The organism is Sphingomonas sp. UYP23 (assembly GCF_054059235.1).
In genome coordinates, this window is sequence record NZ_JBSSBX010000001.1 from 2,407,531 (window position 1) to 2,428,651 (window position 21,121).

Here is a 21,121-nt window from a genome sequence, read left to right on the forward strand (position 1 = left end):
ACCACGGTAGGAGAACCCTCGCTTCTACACGTGTTCGAATGCTGCGGCCGAGCGAAGCCGAGCTATCGTCGAGCGGCTGACGCTGCGCCAGACGATGACGTGCCAACCGATGGGCAAGAGCTATTCCCGCGTCGTCGCTCGCTGCACGTTGCCCGATGGTCGGTCGCTGTTCTGCGCGATCCTCGCCGCCGGCGCCGCGGTCCGATGGGAAGCCTATTGGCGCCGCTATCACATGGGGGAATGTCGGTGACCTCAGACGAGGAACGCTGGGCCGAAGCGCTGGCGGTGCACCGGGTGCACGGTTTACATGCCCCTGCCCATGTTGCGGAGCGGATCAGCGCCCTCGCGGCGGACGGCGATCAAGTTGGCATAGACCGATGGAAGGAGATCGCCTTTCGGCTTGACCAGTTGACCGCCGGCTCGCTGCAATAGCGCATATCGCAGCCCGCGGCTTCGAGCCCGTCCACTCCAACATCATCTGCTCCGGCGGAGCGCCTCGATTTCTTACCGACCCGTCCGCACTACAACGCTTTAGACACGGTTGGTTGCTATCCATCGGTGAAATGGGGGATGTGCTATGCTTTCAACGATCGACAGGTCCGTGATCGGATGCTGGGGATAATCAGCCACTCTGCGCCGCATATCGCTGTCCAAAGCACCGAAGGCATCGTGGAATTGGAACGTTGCCGGGGTGAAATGTCGAGAGTGCTGTCGATCTATAGTCTTTTCGTCCATCGCGAGATTTTCGAGCCACTTCTCCTAAACGGCACGGCCAGCGAAGTGACAGCTGCCAAAGAAATCAAGCTCGAATGTATTTGCCTCGTCGAAGAGTTCTGCGCGTTTAATTCAAGATGGCAATTTGCCGACCTGGCCTTTGAGTGGAAAAACTATCAGCCGGCGGCCCAAGAATTTCGCTTATGTATTCAACGCTAGCTCTATCGTGTCATGGCCGTTGCAGATCCGGCATTGTCATACCGTCAGGTGGCCTAAGCCACTCGCCTCCCTGATCCGACGACCGTGGATAGGCTATGCCAATTGCTCGTAGCCGTCGAGATGGGTATGCGGGCCGCCTTGTGCTCGCGCCGATCAAACCCGCGCTCCACTTCGTCGGCTTTCGCGGAGACGAGTATAATTCGGCTGTGCAGATCTGGGGCAAGCCTGACTTTATCCATCCCGCCTGGGATCGATGGGCGCAGCAGGACATGCACCCGGATGACACGGTGATCTTCGCCAAGGGGACGGAAGCGGACCCGGTGGCGCGGTACAACTACCCGCATCGGGATTGACGCGAAGACACGCGCGGTTTGAAAATCGAGTCAGATCAACGCCTTAGCAAGGCGTTGATTTGGCTACCGAAATATGAGATTCTGCTGGCGGCGGGATACGCTGGAACAACCTTGGTCGTGAGCCCATGTGCGAAGCGACAACCGATCAGACGGCCGTCCCAGTCGTGGCGACCTACCAGCTAGATCGGCGCAGACAAGGCCGGGGCCCGCCAATCAGAAGCTGTAGCCGTATCTCCGAAAAATTGCGCGAGCATCGTCCGGAACCGCGGCCTGATCCGGCAGCGGCCAGACCGTGACACCGGTGTTGGCTGCCTTGCCCGCTGGTGCTCCTGCCATGATCGGGGCCAATGCCGTCGCTGGTTCCATATCCCATGTCGACGCCACAGTGTTGGCGGCCTGGTAAAACGAGCTCGCGATGGTATCCGCTATCTGCAGCCCGGCCCAAGATTCAGCCGGCCGTACCGACCAAGCCGTTCGATCGAGCATTCTCGGGTTGAGACCGGGCCCCTTCAGGAAGAGAGTCCCGTTGTCCGCCTGCATCCTCAATTTGTCGATGTACGCGAAGAAGTGCTCGTAATCATGGGCGCCCGATTGCGCGAAAACTATTTCAACCGGACGGATCGTGCCGTCCAGCCGGAGTCTTTGCCACCGCTCGCACCAAGCAGTCACACGTTCCAATAAGAGCCGCAGGCACCAATTATAGAACGTGCCGCCAGCGATCATCTGCCGGATGCGCGGGTTCACATATTCGCGCAAATTGGATTTATGGCTGACCATCACGAAGCCGCGTACGGGTTTCTCGGCGAGCACGGCGCACACCGCCCGCCGTCTTCCCGGTGTGATGCGGTGGTAGTGGAGGGAGCCGCGCTGATGGGAATGGGCGGCGACCCGCATTTCTTTCACCCATTGAACGAGATGTTCGTCCGACCCGGACGGAACGACCGCGGCAGCTAGACACAGCCATTCGTGTCGCTCGCCGAGATACCGCAGACCATCGCGCACGCCAGGATCGCCAGCCTCGTCGATAAAGATCGTTAGCGGCGGCTCCATCCACACGATGCTAGATCAACATCACGTATCGAGTCGAATCCGGGTATTTGAGAAGCCACGATGTGTAACCGCGCCCGCAACAGCTACGAACCCGAGACACTTCACACGCACTTCGGCACGGTATTCGGCGTCGACCGTCCGATGGATAATCGATTCAATCCGATCGAACTGATGCCCCGGGGGCGGGCGTATGTCGTGCGTGAGACCGATCGCGGTCGGTGCCTCGACATTATGTCGTGGGACGTGCTCGGCGGTGGCGCCGCCTGGCCGATGACGAATGTCCGCAACCTCGGCCTCTCGCAGTGGCGTGCGCTTGCCGCCAAGCCTGAGAATCGCTGCCTGATCCCGCTGAGCGAGTTCTGCGAATAAACACCTGAGGCGCATGATCTCGGCGACGGCAAGAAGCCGCTCAAAGGTGAGATGTGGTTTAAGGTGACCGACCAGCCGCTGTTCGCGGTCGCGGGGCTTCTGGCAGCGCACCGCCAAGGGCAGCGGCTTCACGATGGTGACGTGCGATCCGAACGAACTGGTCGCGCCGATCCACCCGAAGGCGATGATCACCGTGCTTAAGCGCGCCGACCACGAGCGCTGGCTGCGCGGCAGCTACGACGACGTGGTGGCGCTGCAGCAGCCTTATCCGGCGGAGCGCATGGTTGTGCGCGGGCCGGTGTTCCCGACGCGGCGAGACGAAAAATAAGTCGGCTCTGACTGGCTCATGGCACGCTCAACGTGCGGCATCCCCGCTTGCCGGAAGATTGCGGTCGCGCGCCCGGCCTGTCGGCGCTACGTCATGGCTGGGCACGCCGGCATCGGCGTAAGGATGCAGGGTGTCGATTCTCAAACGGAATAACATCAGCGCTTTGGGCGGCGGAAGTCGATCGATGGTCTTCGCTCACGGCTTCGGCTGCGACAAAAACATGTGGCGCCTGGTTGCACCGGCATTCGAAAGGGATTTCAAGACGGTTCTGTTCGACCACGTTGGCGCAGGGGGGTCTGACCTTTCCGCCTATGACGCCGTCAAATATGACAGCCTGCAAGGCTATGCGGATGATCTGGTCGATATAGGTCGTGAGCTAAGCCTAAGGAACGCGGTCTTCGTTGGCCATTCGGTCAGTTCCATGATCGGCATCCTGGCGGCGCAATCGGATCCCGGCCAGGCCGCGTGAGACCGTGATCTCGGTGGAGGTGTGGTGGCGGCTGACGCGGTCGCGGACGCGTCGTCGGATTGGTCTGTGCTGATGCTCATGCGCTTCCATTCCGTCTCGGACCTGCTTCATTGCGGAAGACCGGACGTTCGGAGCGTCGATCGGAATTCGGTCTTCACGCCCCTGACGCCGCCGAAGCCGGGCCGCCTTTACCGCCCGTGCTGGGGTGGTGGGATGTGGATCGCAATCCATGTGAGACCGGCCGGATTTCGTCTTCCGCGCGAAACCCGCGACCGATTCATGGATCGATCACCATCCGAGACGAATGCGCGCAGCACCAGAATCAGCCGTTCGTCGTGCCGGCCGTTCGCCCCATCGCACAGCGAAAGAGGGGGAAGGAGCGCCGAAGTGCTTGCTGGGTGCTTGCCACGCTCGGCGAGCCCGAAGGCTCGCCGACGCTAAGTCATTGAAAAATGGTGCTGCCGGTGAGGATTGAACTCACGACCTCAGCCTTACCAAGGATGCGCTCTACCACTGAGCTACGGCAGCATGTCCGCAAAGCACCTTACGGCGTCTGCGGAAGCGGCCTAAGACCCGTTGGCGCGGGGATTGTCAAGGAGCGTGTTACAGATGGGCAGCAAAGACGACAAAAAAGCTGCGCGGCTCGCCGCGGCGCTGCGCGAGAACCTCAAGCGCCGCAAGGGGCGCGAGCGGGCGCTCGACACGGCACCGCGCGACGACGACGTCACACGATAGGCGCGCATTTCGCGTCGAGCCAAGCGCGCTCATCGGCATCGAGATGCGCGCCGATCACCGCGACGACGCGTTCATGGTACGAATCGAGCCAGGTGCGTTCGGCCGGGCTGAGCATGTCCGCCACGATCAGCGAGCGCTCGATCGGGCAGAAGGTCAGCGTTTCGAACCCCAGCATCGGCGCGCCGCCCTCGAAGCTGCGGTCCTCGACCAGGATCAAATTTTCGATCCGGATCCCGTATTCGCCTGCCTTGTAATAGCCAGGCTCGTTCGAAAGGATCATGCCAGCGCGCAGCGGCTCGGCCGGGCCGCCGCCGGGATAGCTCGGCGGGGCGATGCGCTGCGGGCCTTCATGGACCGAGAGATAGGCGCCGACGCCGTGGCCCGTGCCGTGCGCATAATCGAGCCCGACCGCCCATAACGGCCGCCGCGCGAACGGATCGAGCTGCGCGCCGGTCGTCCCGAGCGGGAAGACCGCGGTCGCCAGCGCGATATGGCCCTGCAGCACGCGCGTGAAGCGGTCGCGCATTTCGGGCGTAGGCTCGCCGATCGGCAGGACGCGCGTCAGGTCGGTCGTGCCGTCGGCATATTGCCCGCCCGAATCGACGAGATAGAGCTGGCCCGGTTCGAGCGGCGCGTTCGACTCCGGCGTGGAATGGTAATGCGGGCTCGCGCCGTGGGGCCCCGTCGCCGAGATCGTGTCGAACGATGTGTCGAGCAACACGCCGGTCGCCTCGCGGAAATCCTGCAGCCTGGCGACGCACGCGAGTTCGTCGAGCCCGCCCTTGGGCGCCTCGGCCTCGACCCAGCGCAGGAATTTGGCGAGCGCGGCGCCGTCGCGCGCCGAGGCGGTCCGGTGGCCGGCGATCTCGACCGGGTTCTTCACCGCCTTGGCGAGCACGACCGGATCGCGCAGCGCGAGCACGCTCGCGCCACCCCGATCTAGCCGGTCGAAGATCGCGGCGACCGCGCGCTCGGGATCGGCGGCGATGCGCTTGCCGGCATAGCGGCCGAGCGCTTCGGCAAAGGCGGCGCGCGGGTGGAGCCGGATCGCATTGCCGAGGTGCTGGCGCACTGCGTCGCTCACCTTCTCGGGCGCGACGAACAGATCGGCGGTGCCGTCGGCATCGACGATCGCATAGGCCAGCGCGACCGGGGTGTGCGCGACGTCGCCGCCGCGCACGTTGAGCGCCCAGGCGATCGAATCGAGCGCGGTCAGCACCACCGCATCGGCGCCGGTCTCGGCCAGCCAGTCGGCGATCTGTGCGCGCTTGGCCGCCGAGCCGACGCCGGCGCGCGCCTCGTCCTGCACGACGAGCGGCGCGTCAGAGGCGATCGGGCGGTCGCTCCAGACGGCGTCGATCGGGTTGGCCTCGACCGCGACGAGCTCGGCGCCGCGCGTCGCCAGCGCGTCGCGCGCCTCCTCGACCCAGGCGCGGGTGTGGAGCCACGGATCATAGCCGATCCGCCCGCCGGCGGGCGCGTGCGTGCCGAGCCAGGCGGCGATGCTCGTCGCGGGGACGGCGACATAGTCCCAATCGGCGGCGGACACCTGTTCGCGCACCTGCAGCGTGTAGCGCCCGTCGGTGAAGATCGCGGCGCTATCGGCAAGCACGACTGCGCTCCCGGCCGAGCCCTGGAAGCCCGTCAGCCAGGCGAGGCGCTGCGCATAGGCGCCGACATATTCGCTCATATGTTCGTCGGTCAGCGGAACGACGAACCCGTCGAGACGCGATTGCTGGAGGTGCGCGCGAAGCGCGGCGAGGCGGGTGGAGCGGATCGACATGCACTTTTCTCGTGGCTGCTGGAAACAAGAGCGGCGGTTGCGGGGCGGCCCATCCCAGCGGGATCGGTCGCGACGTCGCCCGACCTTGGCAGATTGCGCGCGTGGGCGCGACAGGCCCGACCATATTGATGCGTCGGCGCACCCGGCCGGTCCGCGGATCGGCTATAATGAGCGTGTCGGTTTCTCCGGAAGAAATGTCTCGCCATGTCGATCGCCAAGCGCCTCCAACTCGGCAGCGTGTTGATCATCACGATCGTCCTGCTGGCGATCGCGGTTGCCGCCTACAGGGCTTTGTTGCAAAACTGATGGCGGGGATTCACGCAGGGAATCGAGCGGTATAGATAGGCGTAATGCCCAAACCTGCCGCACCTGTGTATCGTACGACGAACTGGCCTGAGTATAATGCGGCGCTGAAGCGGCGTGGGTCGCTGGAAATATGGTTTGATCCGGAGATGCACTGGCTTTCGAAGCCGTGTGGTCGCCCTGGTCGCCCGATGCGGTTTTCAGACAGCGCGATAGAGCTGTGCCTGACGCTGAAGACGCTGTTCAACCTGCCTTTGCGGCAAGTGACGGGGTTGGTTTCGAGCCTGATCAAAATGGCGGGACTGGATTGGCCGGTGCCGGATTATACGACGCTGTGCCGACGGCAGAAGACGTTGAAGGTCAACCTCGGCGGGCGGATCAGCTCGGGCGGACTGCACCTGCTGGTCGACAGCACCGGGATCAAAATGACGGGAGAAGGCGAGTGGAAGACGCGCAAACACGGACCGTCCTACCGTCGCCAGTGGCGCAAGGTGCATCTCGGGATTGATGCTGGGACGCTGGATATCCGGGCCATTGAGGTCACGACGAATGCCATTGGTGACGCACCGACGCTGCCCGTTCTCCTGGCGCAAATTCCCGGAGACGAGCGGATACTCAGCGTCGGCGGAGATGGCGCTTATGATACCAGGGACTGCCATGCCGCTATTGCCGGGCGCGGTGCCGATGCGGTCATCCCGGTCCGCCGCAACGGGCAACCATGGGCAGAAGGCGGTCCCGGCGTCGATGCACGCAATGGAGCGCTACGCGCGACAAAGCGGCTTGGTCGCGCAATCTGGAAAAAGTGGAGCGGCTATCATCGCCGCAGTCTGGTCGAGACCAAAATGCACTGCTTCAAACTCCTGGGCCAGCGCGTTGTCGCCCGCACCTTCGATCGTCAGATTACCGAGCTCAAAGTCCGTGCTGCAATTCTCAATCGGTTCTCCGAAATAGGAACGCCGGTGACCGTCCGCATCCAATAACATCTTCAAGTAAAACGTCGGTCATGCTCTCGCGTAATTATGCAACAAAGCCCGCCTACAGTATCAATCTGGTCCGGATCGGTGGCCCGGTCTCGAGCGAAATCCAGTCCGCTTCGGACTATGTCGCCGATATCCTGCCGCCCCCCGAATATGTGGTCGAGCCGTTTCTCGAGGCGACCCTCCTCGCCAACCATCCCGAACAGATCGAAATGCGCGCGACACGGCTCGCGGCGCTGCGGCGTGCCTATGACGACCGGCATGCCTATTGGACCGCGGCCAAGCTCGATCCGGCGCTGGTGCGCGCGCTCACCGTCGATCCCGGCGCTTCTGGGACGGCGTCGAGCAACTGACGGCCGCGGTGCGGGCGGGCGATACCGCGGCGGTCCACGCCAGTTACGATCGCCTGTCGGCCGAGTATGCGGCGCACCGCGGGCTGATCGATCGCGCGGTGACGCTCGCCGGGCAGCATCAGACGATGCTGAAGGCGCGCTCCGACCGGATCGTGGCGACCGCGTCGATCGCCTTGCTCGCGCTTGCGACGACCATTCTTGCAATGGCGATCGGCGCGGGAGTTTATTTGCGGCGCAAGATCATGGCCCCGCTCGGCAGCGTGATCGACGTGACGATCGCGCTGGCACAGGGCGCCGATCGCGCCGTCCCGTATGACGACCGCACCGACGAAATCGGCGACATGGCGCGTGCGGTCGATGTCTTCCGCCGCGCCGCGAACGACCGCGCCGCCGAGGATGCCCGCTCGCATGCCGAGCAGACCTTCATCGCCGACGCTCTCGGGCAGGTGCTGCCCGCAATGGCCTCGGGCGACTTGCGGCCCAGCCTTTCGGCTGATTTCCCGCCAGGCTATGCCGGCGTCCAGGCCGACCTCAACGGCGCAGTCGATACGCTGCGCACGATGGTGCGTACCGTGGTCGAGACGACGAACGCCATCACCGTCACGTCCGAATCGATCGCGCGGGCGGCGGGTGATCTCGCGCAGCGCACCGAAAGCAGCGCCGCCGCGATCGAACAGACCTCCGCCTCGATCGAGCGGATGGACGCGCGGTTGCGCAGCACCGCGCAGGCCGCCGCACAATCGTCGCAAGGGTCGCAACAGACGCTCGCCGCTGCTGGCGACGTGCGCAAGCGCACCGATAACGCGATCGAAGCGATGCGCCGCGTGTCGACGAGCACGGCGGGGATCGACGACGTGATCGAGGGACTCGACAAGATCGCTTTCCAGACGCGCGTGCTGGCGATGAACGCCGCGGTCGAGGCGGGGCGCGCGGGCGATGCCGGGCGGGGATTCGCGGTGGTCGCCGATCTGGTCTCGACGCTGGCGATGCGCGCCGAGGATGAGGCGAAGCGCGCGCGGGTCCAGCTCAGTACGACGCAGGACGAAGTCGGGATCGCGGTCGGTGCGGTCGGCCAGGTCGATGGCGCGCTCGAAACGATCCTCGCGCGCTGCGCCGAAGCTGCCGATCTGACGCGGGACATCGCCGACGACAATGCCGCGCTCGCGACCGCAATCGGCGAGATCAAGGGCGCGGTGCACCAACTCGATGGGATCGCGCAGCAGAATGCGGCGATGGTCGAGCAAACCCTGGCCGCAGCGGCGTCGCTCGCGCAGGGCATCGCGGCGCTGGCGGAGCATGCCGGCGCCTTCCGCCACGATCGTCGCGAGCGCGATGTGCGCGTGGCGTTCGACCGGCGGGCGAACGGCGCGCGCCGCGTGCACGGCGCGCCCGCACTTGCGGCGCCGGGGGCGTTCGCGCGGCTGACCCATCACAGGTCGGGGCCGTTGGTCTCCGCCTGATCGGCGTTGCGCGCATCTCGACTTGTTCGGGCAGGAGCGGGTAGGGATCGGGGATGACAGACCTTACCCCGCCCGTCGCGCAGACCCGCGCCCACAGCTTCACCGCGCACGGCGTGACCATCGAAGACCCCTATGCGTGGCTGAAGGACCCCAACTATCCCGAGGTCGACGATGCCGATGTGCTCGCCTATCTTGCCGCCGAGAACAGCTATTTCGAAGGCGTGATGGCGCCGCACAAGGGGCTGATCGACCGGCTCTATGCCGAGATGAAGGCGCGCATCAAGGAAGACGATTCGTCGGTTCCGCAGAAGGATGGCGAGTGGCTCTACTGGACCTCGTTCGAGACCGGCGGCGAATATCGCAAATGGTGGCGCAAGCCCGTCGGCGGGGGTGATCCCGACCTGATCCTCGACGAGGTCGCGCTCGCCGAGGGCAAGGCATATTTCCGACTCGGCGCCTTCTCGGTGTCGAACGACGGGCGGCTGCTGGCCTATGCGATCGACGACAATGGCTCGGAACGCTTCGAGGTGCGCGTCAAGGATCTGACGAGCGGCGCGCATCTGCCCGACGTCATCCCCGGCATGCTCTCCGAGATCGTCTGGACCGCCGACGACAAGGGCTTCCTCTACGGCCTCGCCAACGAGCAGTGGCGCACAGACAATGCGCGGCTGCACTGGCTCGGCACGCCCGTCGCCGACGATGTCGAATTGTTCAAGGAAGCCGATGAAGGCTTCCGCGTCGGCGTCAGCGAGACGAGCGACCGCCAGTGGATCGTGCTGTCGAGCGGCGACCATGTGACGAGCGAGATCTATCTGCTGCCGGCGACCGACCCGCTCGCCACGCCGCTGTGCGTCGCGCCGCGCAAGGTGGGGCGCGAATACGATGTCGACATGCACGGCGACACGCTGTTCATCCACACCAACGACGTCGATCCCAATTTCCGGCTGTGCACCGCGCATATCTCGGCACCGGGCGAATGGGTCGAGAAGATCGGTCCGTCGAAGCATTTCTACATGACCGGAATCGATTGCTTCCGCGATTTCTTCATCGTCGACGGGCGCGAGGACGGGTTGGATCAGATCGAGATCCACCGCTACGACGACGGAATCGCGCCGCAGCGGATCGTCTTTCCCGAGGCGAGCTATGACGCCGGTCTCGGCAACAATCCCGAATATGCGATGGACGTGCTGCGCGTCGGCTATGAATCGATGGTCACGCCGGGCACCGAATATGATTACGATGTCGCGACGGGCACGCTGACGACGCTCAAGGTGCAGGAAATTCCGTCGGGCTATGACGGCGACAAATATCGCACCGAGCGGCTCAAGATTGCAGCGCGCGATGGCACCGAGGTGCCGGTGTCGATCGTCTATCCCAAGGACTTCCCGCGCGACGGCAGCCGCCCGATCTATCTCTATGCCTATGGCGCATACGGCTATGCGATCCCGCCGGGCTTCTCGACCGGGCGGCTGTCGCTGCTCGATCGCGGCTTTGCCTATGCGATCGCGCATATCCGCGGCGGCGACGATCTCGGCCAGCAATGGTATCTCGACGGCAAGCTCGAGAAGCGCGCCAATACCTTCAACGATTTCGTCGATGTGGCGAAGGGGCTGATCGCGGGCGGCTGGACCTCGGCCGGCAAGATCGCGATCGCGGGGCGCTCGGCTGGTGGCGAACTGATGGGTGCGGTGGTCAATTCGGATCCGGACCTGTGGGGCGCGGTGATTGCCGACGTGCCGTTCGTCGACGTGCTCAACACGATGATGGATGCCGAGCTGCCGCTGACGCCGGGCGAATGGCCCGAATGGGGCAATCCGATCGAGGATGCCGCCGCGTTCGAGCTGATCCGGGGCTATTCGCCCTATGACCAGGTAAAGGCGCAGGCCTATCCGCCGATGTTCATCTCGGGCGGGCTCAACGATCCGCGCGTGACCTATTGGGAGCCCGCCAAATGGGCGGCCAAGCTGCGCAGCGTGAAGACCGACAGCAACGTGCTGCTGCTCAAGACCAATATGGGCGCGGGGCATGGCGGCAAGTCGGGGCGCTTCGAAAGCCTGCGCGAGGCGGCCGAGGAGCATGCCTTCGTGCTGTGGCAACTCGGCGTCGCGGGGTGATTCACGCCGACTCGTCACCCCGGCCGTGTGCCGGGGCCCAGCGGGGTTCGCGTCCGGCCGCCGCAAATTTGTGGCACAGTGAACCCTGGGACGAGCCCGAGGTGACGGGTTGAGGGTTATGCGCCGATGACCATCGAAACGATCATCGCGAAATACGGCCTGGCGGCGCTGTTCCTCGGCGCCGGGCTCGAAGGCGAGACGGTGGTGATTGCAGGCGGCTTGCTCTCGCACAAGGGGCTGCTGCCGCTGCCCGGCGCGATGGCGGCGGCGGCGGCGGGGTCGTTCGTCGCCGACCAGATCTTCTTCAGCGCCGGGCGCTATTTCCGCGACAAGGCCTGGGTGCGGCGGATGCACCAGCGGCCGATCTTCGCACGCGCGCTCGGACTGCTCGAACGCTATCCGATCGGCTTCATCTTCGCGTTCCGCTTCATCTACGGTTTCCGCACGATCAGCCCGGTGGCGATCGGCACGACCAAGGTCGAGACCCGGCTGTTCGTTCTGATCAACGCGGTCGCGGCGGTGGTGTGGGGGATCGCCTTCACCGGTATCGGCTATCTGTTCGGACACAGTTTCGAAAAGCTGCTCGGTCGTTTCATGCCGCACGGGCACACCGTGCTGTACCTCGCGGGCGGGATTGTCGCGATCGCGGCGATCGTCGGCGGCGTGCAGTGGTGGCGGTCGCGTGGTCAAAGCGACGCATGACGCGCTTTGCCCAGACCATCACCGCGACCCCGGCCGACATTGACGAGCTCGGGCACGTCAACAATGCGGTGTGGGTGCGCTGGATCCAGGAAATCGCGGTCGCGCACTGGGGTGCGGTGGCGCCGGCCGAGCATCAGGCGGCCTATGTCTGGGTCGTGACGCGGCACGAGATCGATTATCGCGGCAACGTCAGCGCGGGCGAGACGGTAACGGGCGAGACCTGGATCGCCGCGCCGCCCAAGGGCGCGCGGTTCGACCGCCACGTGCGTTTCACCGGTGGCGACGACAAGGTGAAGGTCGAGGCGGTGACGACCTGGGCGATGCTCGACCGCGCGACCGGGCGGCTCGCGCGCGTCCGCGAGGAGATCTCCGCGCCGTTTTTGTAACGCAGGCGGAACCTGTACGCCTGCCAGGGGCTTGATTGTCTCAAGCTTTTGAAAGGCCGCAGCAATGCTCGAACATGTCCCCGAATGGCTTGGCGCCAGTTTGCGCAATATCCGCGCCGGTGCCGAGCATCTCGCGATCGTCCATCCCTCGCTCGGCGTCGGCGCGGTCGAGATCGCGCTGAGCAGCCCGGCGTTCGGCGATTTCGCCGAGATGCCGGCGCGCTTCACCGCCGATGGCGAGGGCGTCTCGCCGCCGCTCCACTGGGCCGATGCGCCGGCGGGGACGCAGAGCCTCGCGCTGATCGTCGAGGATGCGGATTCGCCGACGCCGGCGCCGCTGGTGCATGCGATCCTGTGGGGCATGAACGTCGCGACGACGGGCCTCGCCGAGGGCGCGATCGCTGCCGATGGCGCGGCGGGTGCGATCGGGATCAACTCGTTCCTGTCGCAGGGCTGGCTCGCGCCCGATCCGCCCAGCGGGCATGGCGAGCATCGCTACGTCTTCCAGCTGTTCGCGCTCGATTGCCCGCCCGAGGATCTCGGCGACGGACCGGGGCGTGGGGCGGTGCTCAATGCGATGGCGGGGCATGTGATCGGCGCGGGAATTCTGACCGGGCTGTATTCGCGCGGCGAAGTCGTCGATGCGCCGGTGGGTGACGCGGCCGCTATTGGCGGACCAGCGGTAGCGTAGGTGTTGCGCCCCTCCCCTGAAGGGGAGGGGCTTTTAGGTCAGCCGCTGTTCCGCAGCGCCGTCGCGATCGCGTTGATCGACAGCAGGATGCCCTCGCCGATCCGCTCATCCTCGTCGCCCGCGCGGCGGCGCTTGATCAGTTCGATCTGGAGCAGGTTGAGCGGCTCGATATAGGGCAGCCGCAGCCGGATCGACGCGTCGAGCGCGGGGTGCGCCTGCAGCAGCCGCGTCTGTCCGGTGATCTCGAGCAAGCCGTCATGCGCCTGCTGCCAGCCAGTGACGATCCGCGGGAAGATCGCATCGGCGAGCGCGTGGTCCTCGACCAGCGTCGCGTAGCGCGCGGCGATATCCATGTCGGACTTGGCGATCACCTGCTCCATATTGGCAAGGCTCGCGGCGAAGAACGGCCAGCCCTGCGCCATCTCGGCGAGCAGCCCCTTGTCCTCGAAGCTGCTCAGCGCCTGGCCGACGCCGTACCAGCCCGGCAGCATCACGCGCGCCTGCGCCCAGCTGAACACCCACGGGATCGCGCGCAGATCCTCGATCTTGTCGGACTTGGTGCGGCTCGCCGGGCGGCTGCCGATCTTGAGACCGGCGATCTCGACGATCGGCGTCATCTGGCGGAAGAAGGTGCGGAAGCCTTCGGTCCCGTAGACCAAGTCGCGATACGCCGCGAACGCCGAGGCCGAGAGCGTGTCCATCGCCGCCGAAAAACGCTGCGTGTCGGCCGCCGACAGCGCATCGGGCTCGAGGCTGGCGAGCAATGTCGCCGAGGCCATCGCCTCGAGATTGGTGATCGCACTGTCGCGCGTCCCGTATTTGCCCGCGATTACCTCGCCCTGCTCGGTGATGCGGATGCGGCCCTGCACCGTGCCCGACGGCTGCGCACGGATCGCCGCGAACGCCGAGCCGCCGCCACGTCCGACCGCGCCGCCGCGGCCGTGGAACAGCTGCATGCCGACGCCGGCCCCCGCGAACACGCCCTTCAGCGCGGTCGAGGCCTTCGACAGGCTCCAGGTCGAGGTGAGATAGCCGCCATCCTTGTTGCTGTCGGAATAGCCGATCATCACTTCCTGGAAGCTGCGCGCCGCGGTGATGCCGCGCACTTCGGGGAGCGAGAACCATTCGGTCATGATGCCGGGCGCCGCCTCGAGATCGCCGATCGTCTCGAACAGCGGCACCGCCATGATCGCCGCAGTCGGCGTATCTCCCCCGCGATAGAGGCCGACTTCCTTCAGCAGCACGTTGAGCTCGAGCAGATCGGACACCGATTGCGCCATCGAGACGATGTGCTGGACGATGCACGCAGGGCCGTACGTGGCATGTGCCTCGGCCGCGGCGCGGACGATCGCGAGTTCGGACTTCGTCTCGTCCGAATAATCGGCGAACGGGCTGGCCAAGGGCCGCGCGTTCGACAGTTCGTGGCGCAGCAGCGACACGCGCTGCGATTCGTTGAGCGAGAGATAATCGCCCTCGACGCCCGCCACTTTAAGCAGTTCTGCGACGACGCGTTCGTGCACCGCGCTGTTCTGGCGCAGGTCGAGCGTGGCCAGATGGAAGCCGAAGGTCTCGCACGCGCGGATCAGCCGGCCGAGCGCACCGCCCGACGACAGCGCGCCGCCATCGTGGCGCAGCGCGCGTGCGATCGTCACGAGATCGGCGCGGAACGCCTGCGGATCGGCATAGCGCTCGCCCTTGAGCGCGGCGGCACGCGGCGCGGGCTTGCCCGTCAGCGCAAGATGCGTCGCGGCGAGGCGGGCGTAGATTCCTGACAGAGCGCGCCGATAGGGTTCGTCGCTGCGGCTCTCGGCAGTGTCGCCGCTGGCATCGGCGAGCGCGATCACCGCATCGTCGGCGGGCGCAAGCTGGGTCGAGATCGACAGTTCGGCGCCGAGCGCATGGACCGCATCCATATAGTAACCGAGCACCGCCTCGCTCGCCTTGGCGAGCGCGGTCTTGAGGCTGTCGGCGGTGACGAACGGATTGCCGTCGCGATCGCCGCCGATCCAGCTGCCGGGCTTGAGGAAGCTCGGCACGCGCTCGCCGAGTGCGCGGTCCCAGCGCTGGTAGAGCGCGGGGAGCGCGGGCAGGAAGACGTCACGGAGATAGGAGAGGGCGATCTCGACTTCGTCGGTGACGTAGAGCCGCTCGCGGCGCAGCACGCGCGTCTGCCACAGCAAGGCGATCTGGCGCAGGATCGCTTCCTCGACATCGTCGCCATCGGGGGTTTCGGTCACGTCGGCATCGCGCAGCCGCATCAAGGCGGCGATCCGGTTACGATGGTCGATCATCGACTTGCGGCGCACCTCGGTCGGGTGCGCGGTGAGTACCGGGGCGATCAGCGTGTGGCCGAGCAGGTCCATCACCTGCGCCTTGTCGATCCCCTCGCCAGCGAGGCGTTCAAGCGCGGCGGCAACATCGGCGCCCTGCTCGGCGGTGACACCCTGACGATCCTCGGCCAGATTGGCGAGCATCGAGAAGAGCATGAAGCCGCGCACGAAATCGAGCGTCTCGTCGAGGCTCAGCGCGTCGAGCCCGAGATCGGCTTCGGGACCGCCGTCGCCATTTTTCGAGCGATGGCGATCGACCGAGGCGGTGCGGATCGATTCGGTCCGCGCGTACAACGCTTCGCCGCCATAATTGCGGATCACGTCGCCGAGCAATTTGCCCAGAAAACGGATGTCGGGATTGTTTGCGATTCCGGGGAGGTCAGCCATGCCGCGATGCTGCACTGCGGCAGCATCGCGGTCAATCGCCTGTCGGTTATTTCGCGGTGGTCGGCGCGGATGCGGCGTCGGCGGCGTCCTCGGCTGTCCGCGCGGCGCTGCTCTCGACATTGGTCAACAGGCCGTCGTGATTGCTATCCTCGCGGTCGAAGCGCGCGAGGCTGCCGCCGATGAATTCGCGGTGCGAGATCTTGCCGTCGTGATCGGCGTCGAGCGCATTCAGGCGTTTGGCATACTTTACCGGGACCTCGGACTGTTCGATCGCGCCATCGAGATTGCGGTCCAGCCGCGTCCAGCGCGCTTCGAGCGCGGTTTCATATTCGGCGCGCTTGAGCAGCGTCGGCGGCACGAAATTGGCGGCAAATTCGTCGTTGCTCGGCTTGGATTCGCATCCTGCCACCAGTAACAGACAGGTCGTGATCATCAGCCGGCGCATCGGTTTCTCCCTTTGCAGGGGTGAACGGCGCGCCGGGTCGATCGTTCCGGCCCTATCGATTGACCTAGGCTTCGAGTTCGACGTCCCAATAGAGCCAATCGTGCCAGGTATCGTGGAGGAAATTGGGCGGGTAGCGTCTGCCGTGTTCCTGCAACTGCCAGCTCGTCGGGCGAATCGCGTCGATGTGGAGCGGCATTCCCGCCTGTTTCGGGGTGCGCCCGCCCTTCTTGAGGTTGCACGGCGAGCAGGCGGTGGCGACATTTTCCCACGTCGTGCGGCCGCCTTGCGCGCGCGGCACGATATGGTCGAAGGTCAGGTCGTTGCCCGCGCCGCAATATTGGCAGACGAACTTGTCGCGCAGGAACAGGTTGAAGCGCGTGAAGGCGGGAAAGGCGCTGGGGCGGACATAGGATTTGAGCGCGATCACCGAGGGCAGCTTGATGCGTTGCGTCGGGCTGCGCACCTCGCGCTCATACTCGGCGACGATGTCGACGCGGTCGAGGAACACCGCCTTGATCGCGGTCTGCCACGGCCATACCGACAGCGGATAATAGCTCAACGGCGTGTAGTCCGCGTTGAGCACGAGCGCGGGACAGCCATCGGGGTGGCGGATCAGATCGGGATGGCACACTTCGGCCCCTCCTTTACCACTGAGTGGCGCTTCCTGCGGGGCTTCAAGCCCATTAGGATGACGCTGTCATGACAGCGCTACCCGTCTTTTGCGATTTCAGCACGACGACCGACTCGCGGTCAAGTGCGCGCATGCCATCCGTCGTCACGCGATTTGCGCCGAGCCCCACCGGTCGGCTGCATCTCGGCCATGCGTTTTCGGCAATCCTGGCGCACGATCGCGCGCGTGCTGCGGACGGGCGGTTTCTGCTGCGAATTGAGGATATCGACGGCACCCGCAGCCGCGCCGAGCATGTTGCGGCGATCGAGGCGGACCTGCGCTGGCTCGGGTTGGGATGGGACGGGCCGATCCTGTTCCAGTCGACGCGGCTCGATGTCTATGCCGCTGCGCTCGAGCGGTTGCGGGGGATGGGGTTGCTCTATCCCTGTTTTTGCACGCGCGCCGAGATCGCGGCGAGTCTGAGCGCGCCGCACGGGCCCGAGGCGGTCTATCCGGGGACGTGCCGAGGGCTGCGCCATGATGCGCGCGCGGCGCGGATCGCGCGTGGGGACCGCTTTGCGTGGCGGATCGATATGGCGAAGGCGGTGGCCCTCGCGCCTCCCCTCCCTGAAAGAGAGGGGATCGAGGGGAGGGTCGGCCCGTTGTCGAATGCCACGCCCGCCGCGGGCCGACCCACCCCCAGCCCCTCCCTTCCAGGGAGGGCAGGCCGCGCGTCGCTGACCTGGACCGACGAAATCGCCGGCACGATCGTCGCCGATCCGCTCTCGCACGGCGACGTCATCCTCGCGCGCAAGGACGCGCCGGCGAGCTATCACCTCGCGGTGACGGTCGACGATGCGGCGCAAGGCGTCGGCCACGTCGTGCGGGGGATCGACCTGTTTGGCGCGACGCATGTTCACCGCCTGCTACAGGCTCTGCTCGGTCTTCCGACGCCGGTCTATCACCACCACGCGCTGATCGCAGACGCCGATGGCACGCGACTGGCCAAGCGCACCGACGCGCCCACGCTCGAACGCCTGCGGCTGGCGGGCGAGGACGGCCCTGCGGTGGCGCAACGATTGCGCGCGGGCATTGGCTTTATCGTAGTGAACGCCTAGATTGACGCAATGAGCACATTCCTCACCATCCTGCTGGTCGCCGCGATGATCGCGGTGGTTGTCGTCCTCGTGCGCGGGCTGGTCGTTTTCCTGCTCGGCGCTAGCCAGGATCTGCGTGACGGGACGTCGAACGATCGCGTATCCGCCTCGTCGATCCAGTCGAACAAGATGATGCAATATCGCGTGATGTTTCAGGCGATTGCGATCTTCCTCGTCGTCCTGCTGATGTGGCTTGCCGGCAAGAGCTGAGTCGCTCGCTCTCGGGGGTTTTCATCATGGTCAAGCTCAATCGAATTTACACGCGTACGGGCGACGATGGCACGACCGGCCTCGTCGATGGATCGCGCACGCCCAAGGACGCCGCGCGGATGGCGGCGATCGGCGATGTCGATGAGGCGAACAGCACGATCGGCGTCGCGGTGGTCGCTCTGCGCAGCGCCGGGATCGAACTCGCCTGGCTGGCGGCGCTGCTCGAGCGGATTCAGAACGATCTGTTCGACCTCGGCGCCGACATCGCGACGCCCGGCGGCGGGGACGGCGGCGATGATTTCGCGCCCAACGACATGGCGCTGCGGATCATCGCGTCGCAGGTCGCGCGGCTCGAAGACGAGATCGACCGGATGAACGCCGAATTGAGCGCGCTGACGAGCTTCATCCTGCCCGGCGGCACGCCCGCCGCGGCAGCGCTGCACGTCGCGCGTGCGACGGTGCGGCGCGCCGAGCGCGCCGGCGTGGCGGCGGCGCGCGACGTGACGATCAACCCGCTTGCCCTCGCCTATCTCAACCGATTGTCAGATTATCTCTTCGTTGCGGCCCGCGCAGTGAACCAAAACGCGGGTGGCGACGTTCTTTGGCGACCCGGCGCGACGCGATGAGCGCCACGGCACCGCCGGGCCCGTTTTCCATCGAGGGATGCGGGGTATTCGGGGGACTGGGGACATGACGATGCACGTGCAGACTGCCCCCAGACCTGACCCAGCCGATCTGGCGACCCGTTTCGAAGCGGTCCGCGCGCTGACCGTCGCCTTGGTCGCGCCGCTGTCGGATGCCGACGCAACGGCGCAATCGATGGACGACGCCTCGCCCGCCAAATGGCATCTCGCGCATACGACGTGGTTTCTCGAAACCTTCGTGCTGCGCGATTTCGTTGCGGGCTATACGCTGTACGATCATCGCTTTCCGTTCCTGTTCAACAGCTATTACGAAGCCGAGGGGCAACGGCATGCGCGGAACCGGCGCGGGATGGTGACGCGCCCCGCGCTCGACGAGATTCTCGCCTATCGCGCGCATGTCGATGATGCCGTGCTCGCCGCCTTGCCCGCTCTGCCCGATGGCGCGCGCGCGCTGATCACGCTCGGCTGTCATCATGAGGAACAGCATCAGGAATTGCTCGTCACCGATATCCTGCACCTGATGGCGCAGAATCCGGTCGAACCAGCGGTCTGGCCGGCCGCGCGGAAGGTGCCGGTGGCAATGCCCGGGCCCATCGGCTGGATCGAAGGGGGGCTGGAGATCGCCGAGATCGGGCATTCGGGCGACGCCTTCGCTTTCGATGCCGAGGCACCGCGGCATCGCGTGTTGCTCAGCCCGCATGCGCTTGCCGACCGCACCGTCACCAATGGCGAATGGGCCGCGTTCATCGCAGACGGCGGCTATGCCGAGCCGCGCCACTGGCTGTCCGACGGATGGGCTTGGGTCCGGCGCGAGGGTATCGTCGCGCCGCTCTACTGGGAACAGGGCGAGACCGGCTGGACCCGTTTCGGGTTCGACGGCCGCCGCGCGATCGATCCCGCCGCGCCGGTGACGCATGTCAGCTTCTACGAGGCCGATGCCTATGCCAGCTGGGCGGGCGCGCGGCTGCCGACCGAGGCCGAGTGGGAAGCCGCGGCAAGCGGACATGATCCGCTCGGCGGCAACCAGATGGACACGGCTGGCCCGGTCGAGCCGCGGCCTTCCGCGGGCGGCCCGGCCTTTTTCGGCGATGTGTGGGAATGGACCGGCAGCGCGTTCCGCCCCTATCCCGGCTTTCGCGCGGTCGAAGGCGCTGTCGGCGAATATAATGGCAAGTTCATGAGCGGCCAGTGCGTGTTGCGCGGCGGCTCGTGCGCTACGCCGCGTGGGCACCTGCGCGCGAGCTATCGCAATTTCTTCTATCCGCATCAGCGCTGGCAATTCACCGGCGTGCGCCTCGCGAAAGATCTCTGACATGTTGAAGCAGGAAATCGAGGACGGCCAGGCGTCGCTGGCCGATCCGGCGTTTCGCCAGGACGTGTTGCGCGGTTTCGACGCGCATCCGCGCGCGATCCCGGCGCGCTGGTTCTATGACCGGGCGGGGTCGGAGCTGTTCGAGCAGATTACCGATCTGCCAGAATATTATCCGACGCGAACCGAAACCGCGATCCTGCGGGCGTACGCGACCGATATCGCGACGCGTGCAGGCACCGGCCGTGCAGTGGTCGAGTTTGGTTCGGGCTCGTCGACCAAGACGCCGATCCTCCTCGAAGCGCTCGATCCTGCGGCCTATGTCCCGATCGATATTTCGGGCGATTTCCTGCGCGAATCCTCGGCCGGGCTGGCCTCCGCCTTTCCCGGACTGACCGTGCTGCCGGTCGAGGCCGATTTCATGCATCCGATCGCGCTGCCGATGCAGGTCGCGCAGACGCCCAAGCTCGGCTTTTTCCCCGGCTCGACGATCGGCAACATGATCCCGCACTCTTCGGTCGATCTGCTCCGCGCGATGAAGGAGTCGCTTGGCGAGGGTGCCATGCTCGTGATCGGAATGGACCGGATCAAGGATCCGGCGACGCTCGAGGCGGCGTATGACGACGCGCAAGGCGTGACCGCGGCGTTCAATCTCAACCTGCTGACGCGGATCAATCGCGAACTTGCGGGCACGATCCCGGTCGAGCAGTTCCGCCACCGCGCGATCTGGAACGACGATCGTGCGCGGATCGAAATGCATCTCGAGGCGACGCAGGACGTGTCGTTCACCATCGAAGGCCGCCCCTTCACGATGGCGGCGGGCGAGACGATCCACACCGAGAACAGCCACAAATACGGCGCGCGCGACGCGCGAATCCTGCTGCGCGCGGGCGGCTGGACGCCGATCGCCGAATGGACTGATCCCGAGGGCAAGTTCGCGGTGATCCTAGCCGAAGCGCAGGCGGCGCGGCTCGCACCGTAGGACCTTCCCCGCCGCGCCAAATCCGCTATCGACGCGTCAAA

Annotated in this window: 22 protein-coding genes, 1 tRNA gene and 1 pseudogene; 18 read left to right on the top strand and 6 right to left on the bottom strand. The window is 65.7% G+C overall.

Features of this window, described 5'->3' with window-relative positions; translation table 11 throughout:
- Positions 1–240: 240 nt before the first annotated feature.
- The 3 genes from ACVWYO_RS11835 to ACVWYO_RS11845 all read left to right on the top strand — a co-directional run bounded on the left by ACVWYO_RS11835 (position 241) and on the right by ACVWYO_RS11845 (position 1,286).
- Positions 241–432 carry a DUF6961 family protein gene (locus ACVWYO_RS11835; protein WP_457350983.1) on the top strand — a complete coding sequence of 64 codons (192 nt, stop codon included), beginning with the start codon at positions 241–243 and terminating at the stop codon, positions 430–432.
- Between the two features lie 126 nt (positions 433–558).
- Positions 559–933: a hypothetical protein gene (locus tag ACVWYO_RS11840; protein WP_457350985.1), complete on the top strand. Its 375-nt coding sequence runs from the start codon at positions 559–561 to the stop codon at positions 931–933.
- Between the two features lie 95 nt (positions 934–1,028).
- A complete protein-coding gene (locus ACVWYO_RS11845; RefSeq protein ID WP_457350987.1) occupies positions 1,029–1,286 on the top strand; it encodes a hypothetical protein in 258 nt (85 codons plus the stop codon).
- A gap of 213 nt (positions 1,287–1,499) precedes the next feature.
- Here ACVWYO_RS11845 and ACVWYO_RS11850 read toward each other — a convergent pair whose 3' ends face one another.
- Positions 1,500–2,336 carry a DUF3800 domain-containing protein gene (locus ACVWYO_RS11850; protein WP_457350989.1) on the bottom strand — a complete coding sequence of 279 codons (837 nt, stop codon included), beginning with the start codon at positions 2,334–2,336 and terminating at the stop codon, positions 1,500–1,502.
- 60 nt (positions 2,337–2,396) lie between these two features.
- Here ACVWYO_RS11850 and ACVWYO_RS11855 point away from each other — a divergent pair.
- Positions 2,397–3,033: pseudogene (locus ACVWYO_RS11855) on the top strand (SOS response-associated peptidase family protein).
- Between the two features lie 130 nt (positions 3,034–3,163).
- A complete protein-coding gene (locus ACVWYO_RS11860; protein WP_457350991.1) occupies positions 3,164–3,502 on the top strand; it encodes an alpha/beta fold hydrolase in 339 nt (112 codons plus the stop codon).
- A gap of 453 nt (positions 3,503–3,955) precedes the next feature.
- Here the strand turns inward: ACVWYO_RS11860 and ACVWYO_RS11865 are convergent.
- Positions 3,956–4,030 (bottom strand) — tRNA-Thr (locus tag ACVWYO_RS11865).
- 81 nt (positions 4,031–4,111) lie between these two features.
- Between ACVWYO_RS11865 and ACVWYO_RS11870 the strand changes: the two genes are divergently transcribed.
- Positions 4,112–4,237, top strand: coding sequence for a hypothetical protein (locus ACVWYO_RS11870; RefSeq protein ID WP_457350993.1), 126 nt, complete (start codon positions 4,112–4,114; stop codon positions 4,235–4,237).
- Here the strand turns inward: ACVWYO_RS11870 and ACVWYO_RS11875 are convergent.
- Complete coding sequence (locus ACVWYO_RS11875) at positions 4,227–6,020, bottom strand: aminopeptidase P family protein (RefSeq protein WP_457350995.1); 1,794 nt, start codon at positions 6,018–6,020, stop codon at positions 4,227–4,229. The genes ACVWYO_RS11870 and ACVWYO_RS11875 overlap by 11 nt on opposite strands.
- A 350-nt stretch (positions 6,021–6,370) precedes the next feature.
- Here ACVWYO_RS11875 and ACVWYO_RS11880 point away from each other — a divergent pair, with 350 nt between their 5' ends.
- The 7 genes from ACVWYO_RS11880 to ACVWYO_RS11910 all read left to right on the top strand — a co-directional run bounded on the left by ACVWYO_RS11880 (position 6,371) and on the right by ACVWYO_RS11910 (position 13,006).
- Positions 6,371–7,303: an IS5 family transposase gene (locus tag ACVWYO_RS11880; protein ID WP_457350997.1), complete on the top strand. Its 933-nt coding sequence runs from the start codon at positions 6,371–6,373 to the stop codon at positions 7,301–7,303.
- 23 nt (positions 7,304–7,326) lie between these two features.
- Positions 7,327–7,653, top strand: a complete 327-nt coding sequence (locus tag ACVWYO_RS11885) for a hypothetical protein (RefSeq protein WP_457350999.1) — start codon at positions 7,327–7,329, stop codon at positions 7,651–7,653.
- An 8-nt stretch (positions 7,654–7,661) separates the two neighbouring features.
- Entirely contained in the window at positions 7,662–9,113 is a 1,452-nt protein-coding gene (locus ACVWYO_RS11890) for a methyl-accepting chemotaxis protein (protein ID WP_457351001.1), read from the top strand.
- A gap of 53 nt (positions 9,114–9,166) precedes the next feature.
- Positions 9,167–11,227 carry a S9 family peptidase gene (locus tag ACVWYO_RS11895; RefSeq protein ID WP_457351003.1) on the top strand — a complete coding sequence of 687 codons (2,061 nt, stop codon included), beginning with the start codon at positions 9,167–9,169 and terminating at the stop codon, positions 11,225–11,227.
- Positions 11,228–11,353: 126 nt separating this feature from the next.
- Entirely contained in the window at positions 11,354–11,929 is a 576-nt protein-coding gene (locus ACVWYO_RS11900; RefSeq protein WP_457351005.1) for a DedA family protein, read from the top strand.
- A complete protein-coding gene (locus ACVWYO_RS11905; protein ID WP_457351007.1) occupies positions 11,926–12,315 on the top strand; it encodes an acyl-CoA thioesterase in 390 nt (129 codons plus the stop codon). Before ACVWYO_RS11900 ends, ACVWYO_RS11905 begins: the two co-directional genes overlap by 4 nt.
- Before the next feature lie 64 nt (positions 12,316–12,379).
- Positions 12,380–13,006 (top strand): YbhB/YbcL family Raf kinase inhibitor-like protein, encoded by a 627-nt coding sequence (locus tag ACVWYO_RS11910; RefSeq protein WP_457351009.1) that lies wholly within the window; start codon positions 12,380–12,382, stop codon positions 13,004–13,006.
- 38 nt (positions 13,007–13,044) lie between these two features.
- On the opposite strand, the gene ppc is transcribed toward ACVWYO_RS11910, so the two are convergent.
- From ppc to ACVWYO_RS11925, 3 genes are all read right to left on the bottom strand, one after another.
- Positions 13,045–15,723, bottom strand: coding sequence for a phosphoenolpyruvate carboxylase (ppc, locus tag ACVWYO_RS11915; protein WP_457351011.1), 2,679 nt, complete (start codon positions 15,721–15,723; stop codon positions 13,045–13,047).
- A gap of 46 nt (positions 15,724–15,769) precedes the next feature.
- On the bottom strand, positions 15,770–16,168 hold the full coding sequence (locus ACVWYO_RS11920) for a calcium-binding protein (RefSeq protein WP_457351013.1): 399 nt from the start codon (positions 16,166–16,168) through the stop codon (positions 15,770–15,772).
- Between the two features lie 64 nt (positions 16,169–16,232).
- Positions 16,233–16,799 (bottom strand): HNH endonuclease, encoded by a 567-nt coding sequence (locus tag ACVWYO_RS11925; protein WP_457351015.1) that lies wholly within the window; start codon positions 16,797–16,799, stop codon positions 16,233–16,235.
- Positions 16,800–16,930: 131 nt separating this feature from the next.
- Between ACVWYO_RS11925 and ACVWYO_RS11930 the strand changes: the two genes are divergently transcribed.
- The 5 genes from ACVWYO_RS11930 to egtD all read left to right on the top strand — a co-directional run bounded on the left by ACVWYO_RS11930 (position 16,931) and on the right by egtD (position 21,080).
- Positions 16,931–17,896 (top strand): glutamyl-Q tRNA(Asp) synthetase, encoded by a 966-nt coding sequence (locus ACVWYO_RS11930; protein ID WP_457354972.1) that lies wholly within the window; start codon positions 16,931–16,933, stop codon positions 17,894–17,896.
- A gap of 9 nt (positions 17,897–17,905) precedes the next feature.
- Positions 17,906–18,145 carry a twin transmembrane helix small protein gene (locus ACVWYO_RS11935; RefSeq protein WP_457351017.1) on the top strand — a complete coding sequence of 80 codons (240 nt, stop codon included), beginning with the start codon at positions 17,906–17,908 and terminating at the stop codon, positions 18,143–18,145.
- A 26-nt stretch (positions 18,146–18,171) separates the two neighbouring features.
- A complete protein-coding gene (locus tag ACVWYO_RS11940; protein WP_457351019.1) occupies positions 18,172–18,771 on the top strand; it encodes a cob(I)yrinic acid a,c-diamide adenosyltransferase in 600 nt (199 codons plus the stop codon).
- Positions 18,772–18,841: 70 nt separating this feature from the next.
- Positions 18,842–20,101: an ergothioneine biosynthesis protein EgtB gene (egtB, locus tag ACVWYO_RS11945; protein WP_457354974.1), complete on the top strand. Its 1,260-nt coding sequence runs from the start codon at positions 18,842–18,844 to the stop codon at positions 20,099–20,101.
- A gap of 1 nt (position 20,102) precedes the next feature.
- The gene (gene egtD, locus ACVWYO_RS11950) at positions 20,103–21,080 is read left to right on the top strand and encodes an L-histidine N(alpha)-methyltransferase (protein ID WP_457351021.1); all 978 of its coding nucleotides are present in this window, start codon (positions 20,103–20,105) and stop codon (positions 21,078–21,080) included.
- Positions 21,081–21,121 lie beyond the last annotated feature (41 nt).

Coding starts and splice junctions, on each gene's coding strand:
- ACVWYO_RS11835 (WP_457350983.1), top strand. CDS start 241: ATGTCGGTGACCTCAGACGAGGAACGCTGGGCCGAAGCGCTGGCGGTG.
- ACVWYO_RS11910 (WP_457351009.1), top strand. CDS start 12,380: ATGCTCGAACATGTCCCCGAATGGCTTGGCGCCAGTTTGCGCAATATC.
- ACVWYO_RS11870 (WP_457350993.1), top strand. CDS start 4,112: ATGGGCAGCAAAGACGACAAAAAAGCTGCGCGGCTCGCCGCGGCGCTG.
- ACVWYO_RS11905 (WP_457351007.1), top strand. CDS start 11,926: ATGACGCGCTTTGCCCAGACCATCACCGCGACCCCGGCCGACATTGAC.
- ACVWYO_RS11935 (WP_457351017.1), top strand. CDS start 17,906: ATGAGCACATTCCTCACCATCCTGCTGGTCGCCGCGATGATCGCGGTG.
- ACVWYO_RS11850 (WP_457350989.1), bottom strand. CDS start 2,336: ATGGAGCCGCCGCTAACGATCTTTATCGACGAGGCTGGCGATCCTGGC.
- ACVWYO_RS11900 (WP_457351005.1), top strand. CDS start 11,354: ATGACCATCGAAACGATCATCGCGAAATACGGCCTGGCGGCGCTGTTC.
- ACVWYO_RS11875 (WP_457350995.1), bottom strand. CDS start 6,020: ATGTCGATCCGCTCCACCCGCCTCGCCGCGCTTCGCGCGCACCTCCAG.
- ACVWYO_RS11885 (WP_457350999.1), top strand. CDS start 7,327: ATGCTCTCGCGTAATTATGCAACAAAGCCCGCCTACAGTATCAATCTG.
- ACVWYO_RS11940 (WP_457351019.1), top strand. CDS start 18,172: ATGGTCAAGCTCAATCGAATTTACACGCGTACGGGCGACGATGGCACG.
- ACVWYO_RS11895 (WP_457351003.1), top strand. CDS start 9,167: ATGACAGACCTTACCCCGCCCGTCGCGCAGACCCGCGCCCACAGCTTC.
- ACVWYO_RS11920 (WP_457351013.1), bottom strand. CDS start 16,168: ATGCGCCGGCTGATGATCACGACCTGTCTGTTACTGGTGGCAGGATGC.
- ppc (WP_457351011.1), bottom strand. CDS start 15,723: ATGGCTGACCTCCCCGGAATCGCAAACAATCCCGACATCCGTTTTCTG.
- egtD (WP_457351021.1), top strand. CDS start 20,103: ATGTTGAAGCAGGAAATCGAGGACGGCCAGGCGTCGCTGGCCGATCCG.
- ACVWYO_RS11930 (WP_457354972.1), top strand. CDS start 16,931: ATGCCATCCGTCGTCACGCGATTTGCGCCGAGCCCCACCGGTCGGCTG.
- ACVWYO_RS11880 (WP_457350997.1), top strand. CDS start 6,371: ATGCCCAAACCTGCCGCACCTGTGTATCGTACGACGAACTGGCCTGAG.
- egtB (WP_457354974.1), top strand. CDS start 18,842: ATGCACGTGCAGACTGCCCCCAGACCTGACCCAGCCGATCTGGCGACC.
- ACVWYO_RS11845 (WP_457350987.1), top strand. CDS start 1,029: ATGCCAATTGCTCGTAGCCGTCGAGATGGGTATGCGGGCCGCCTTGTG.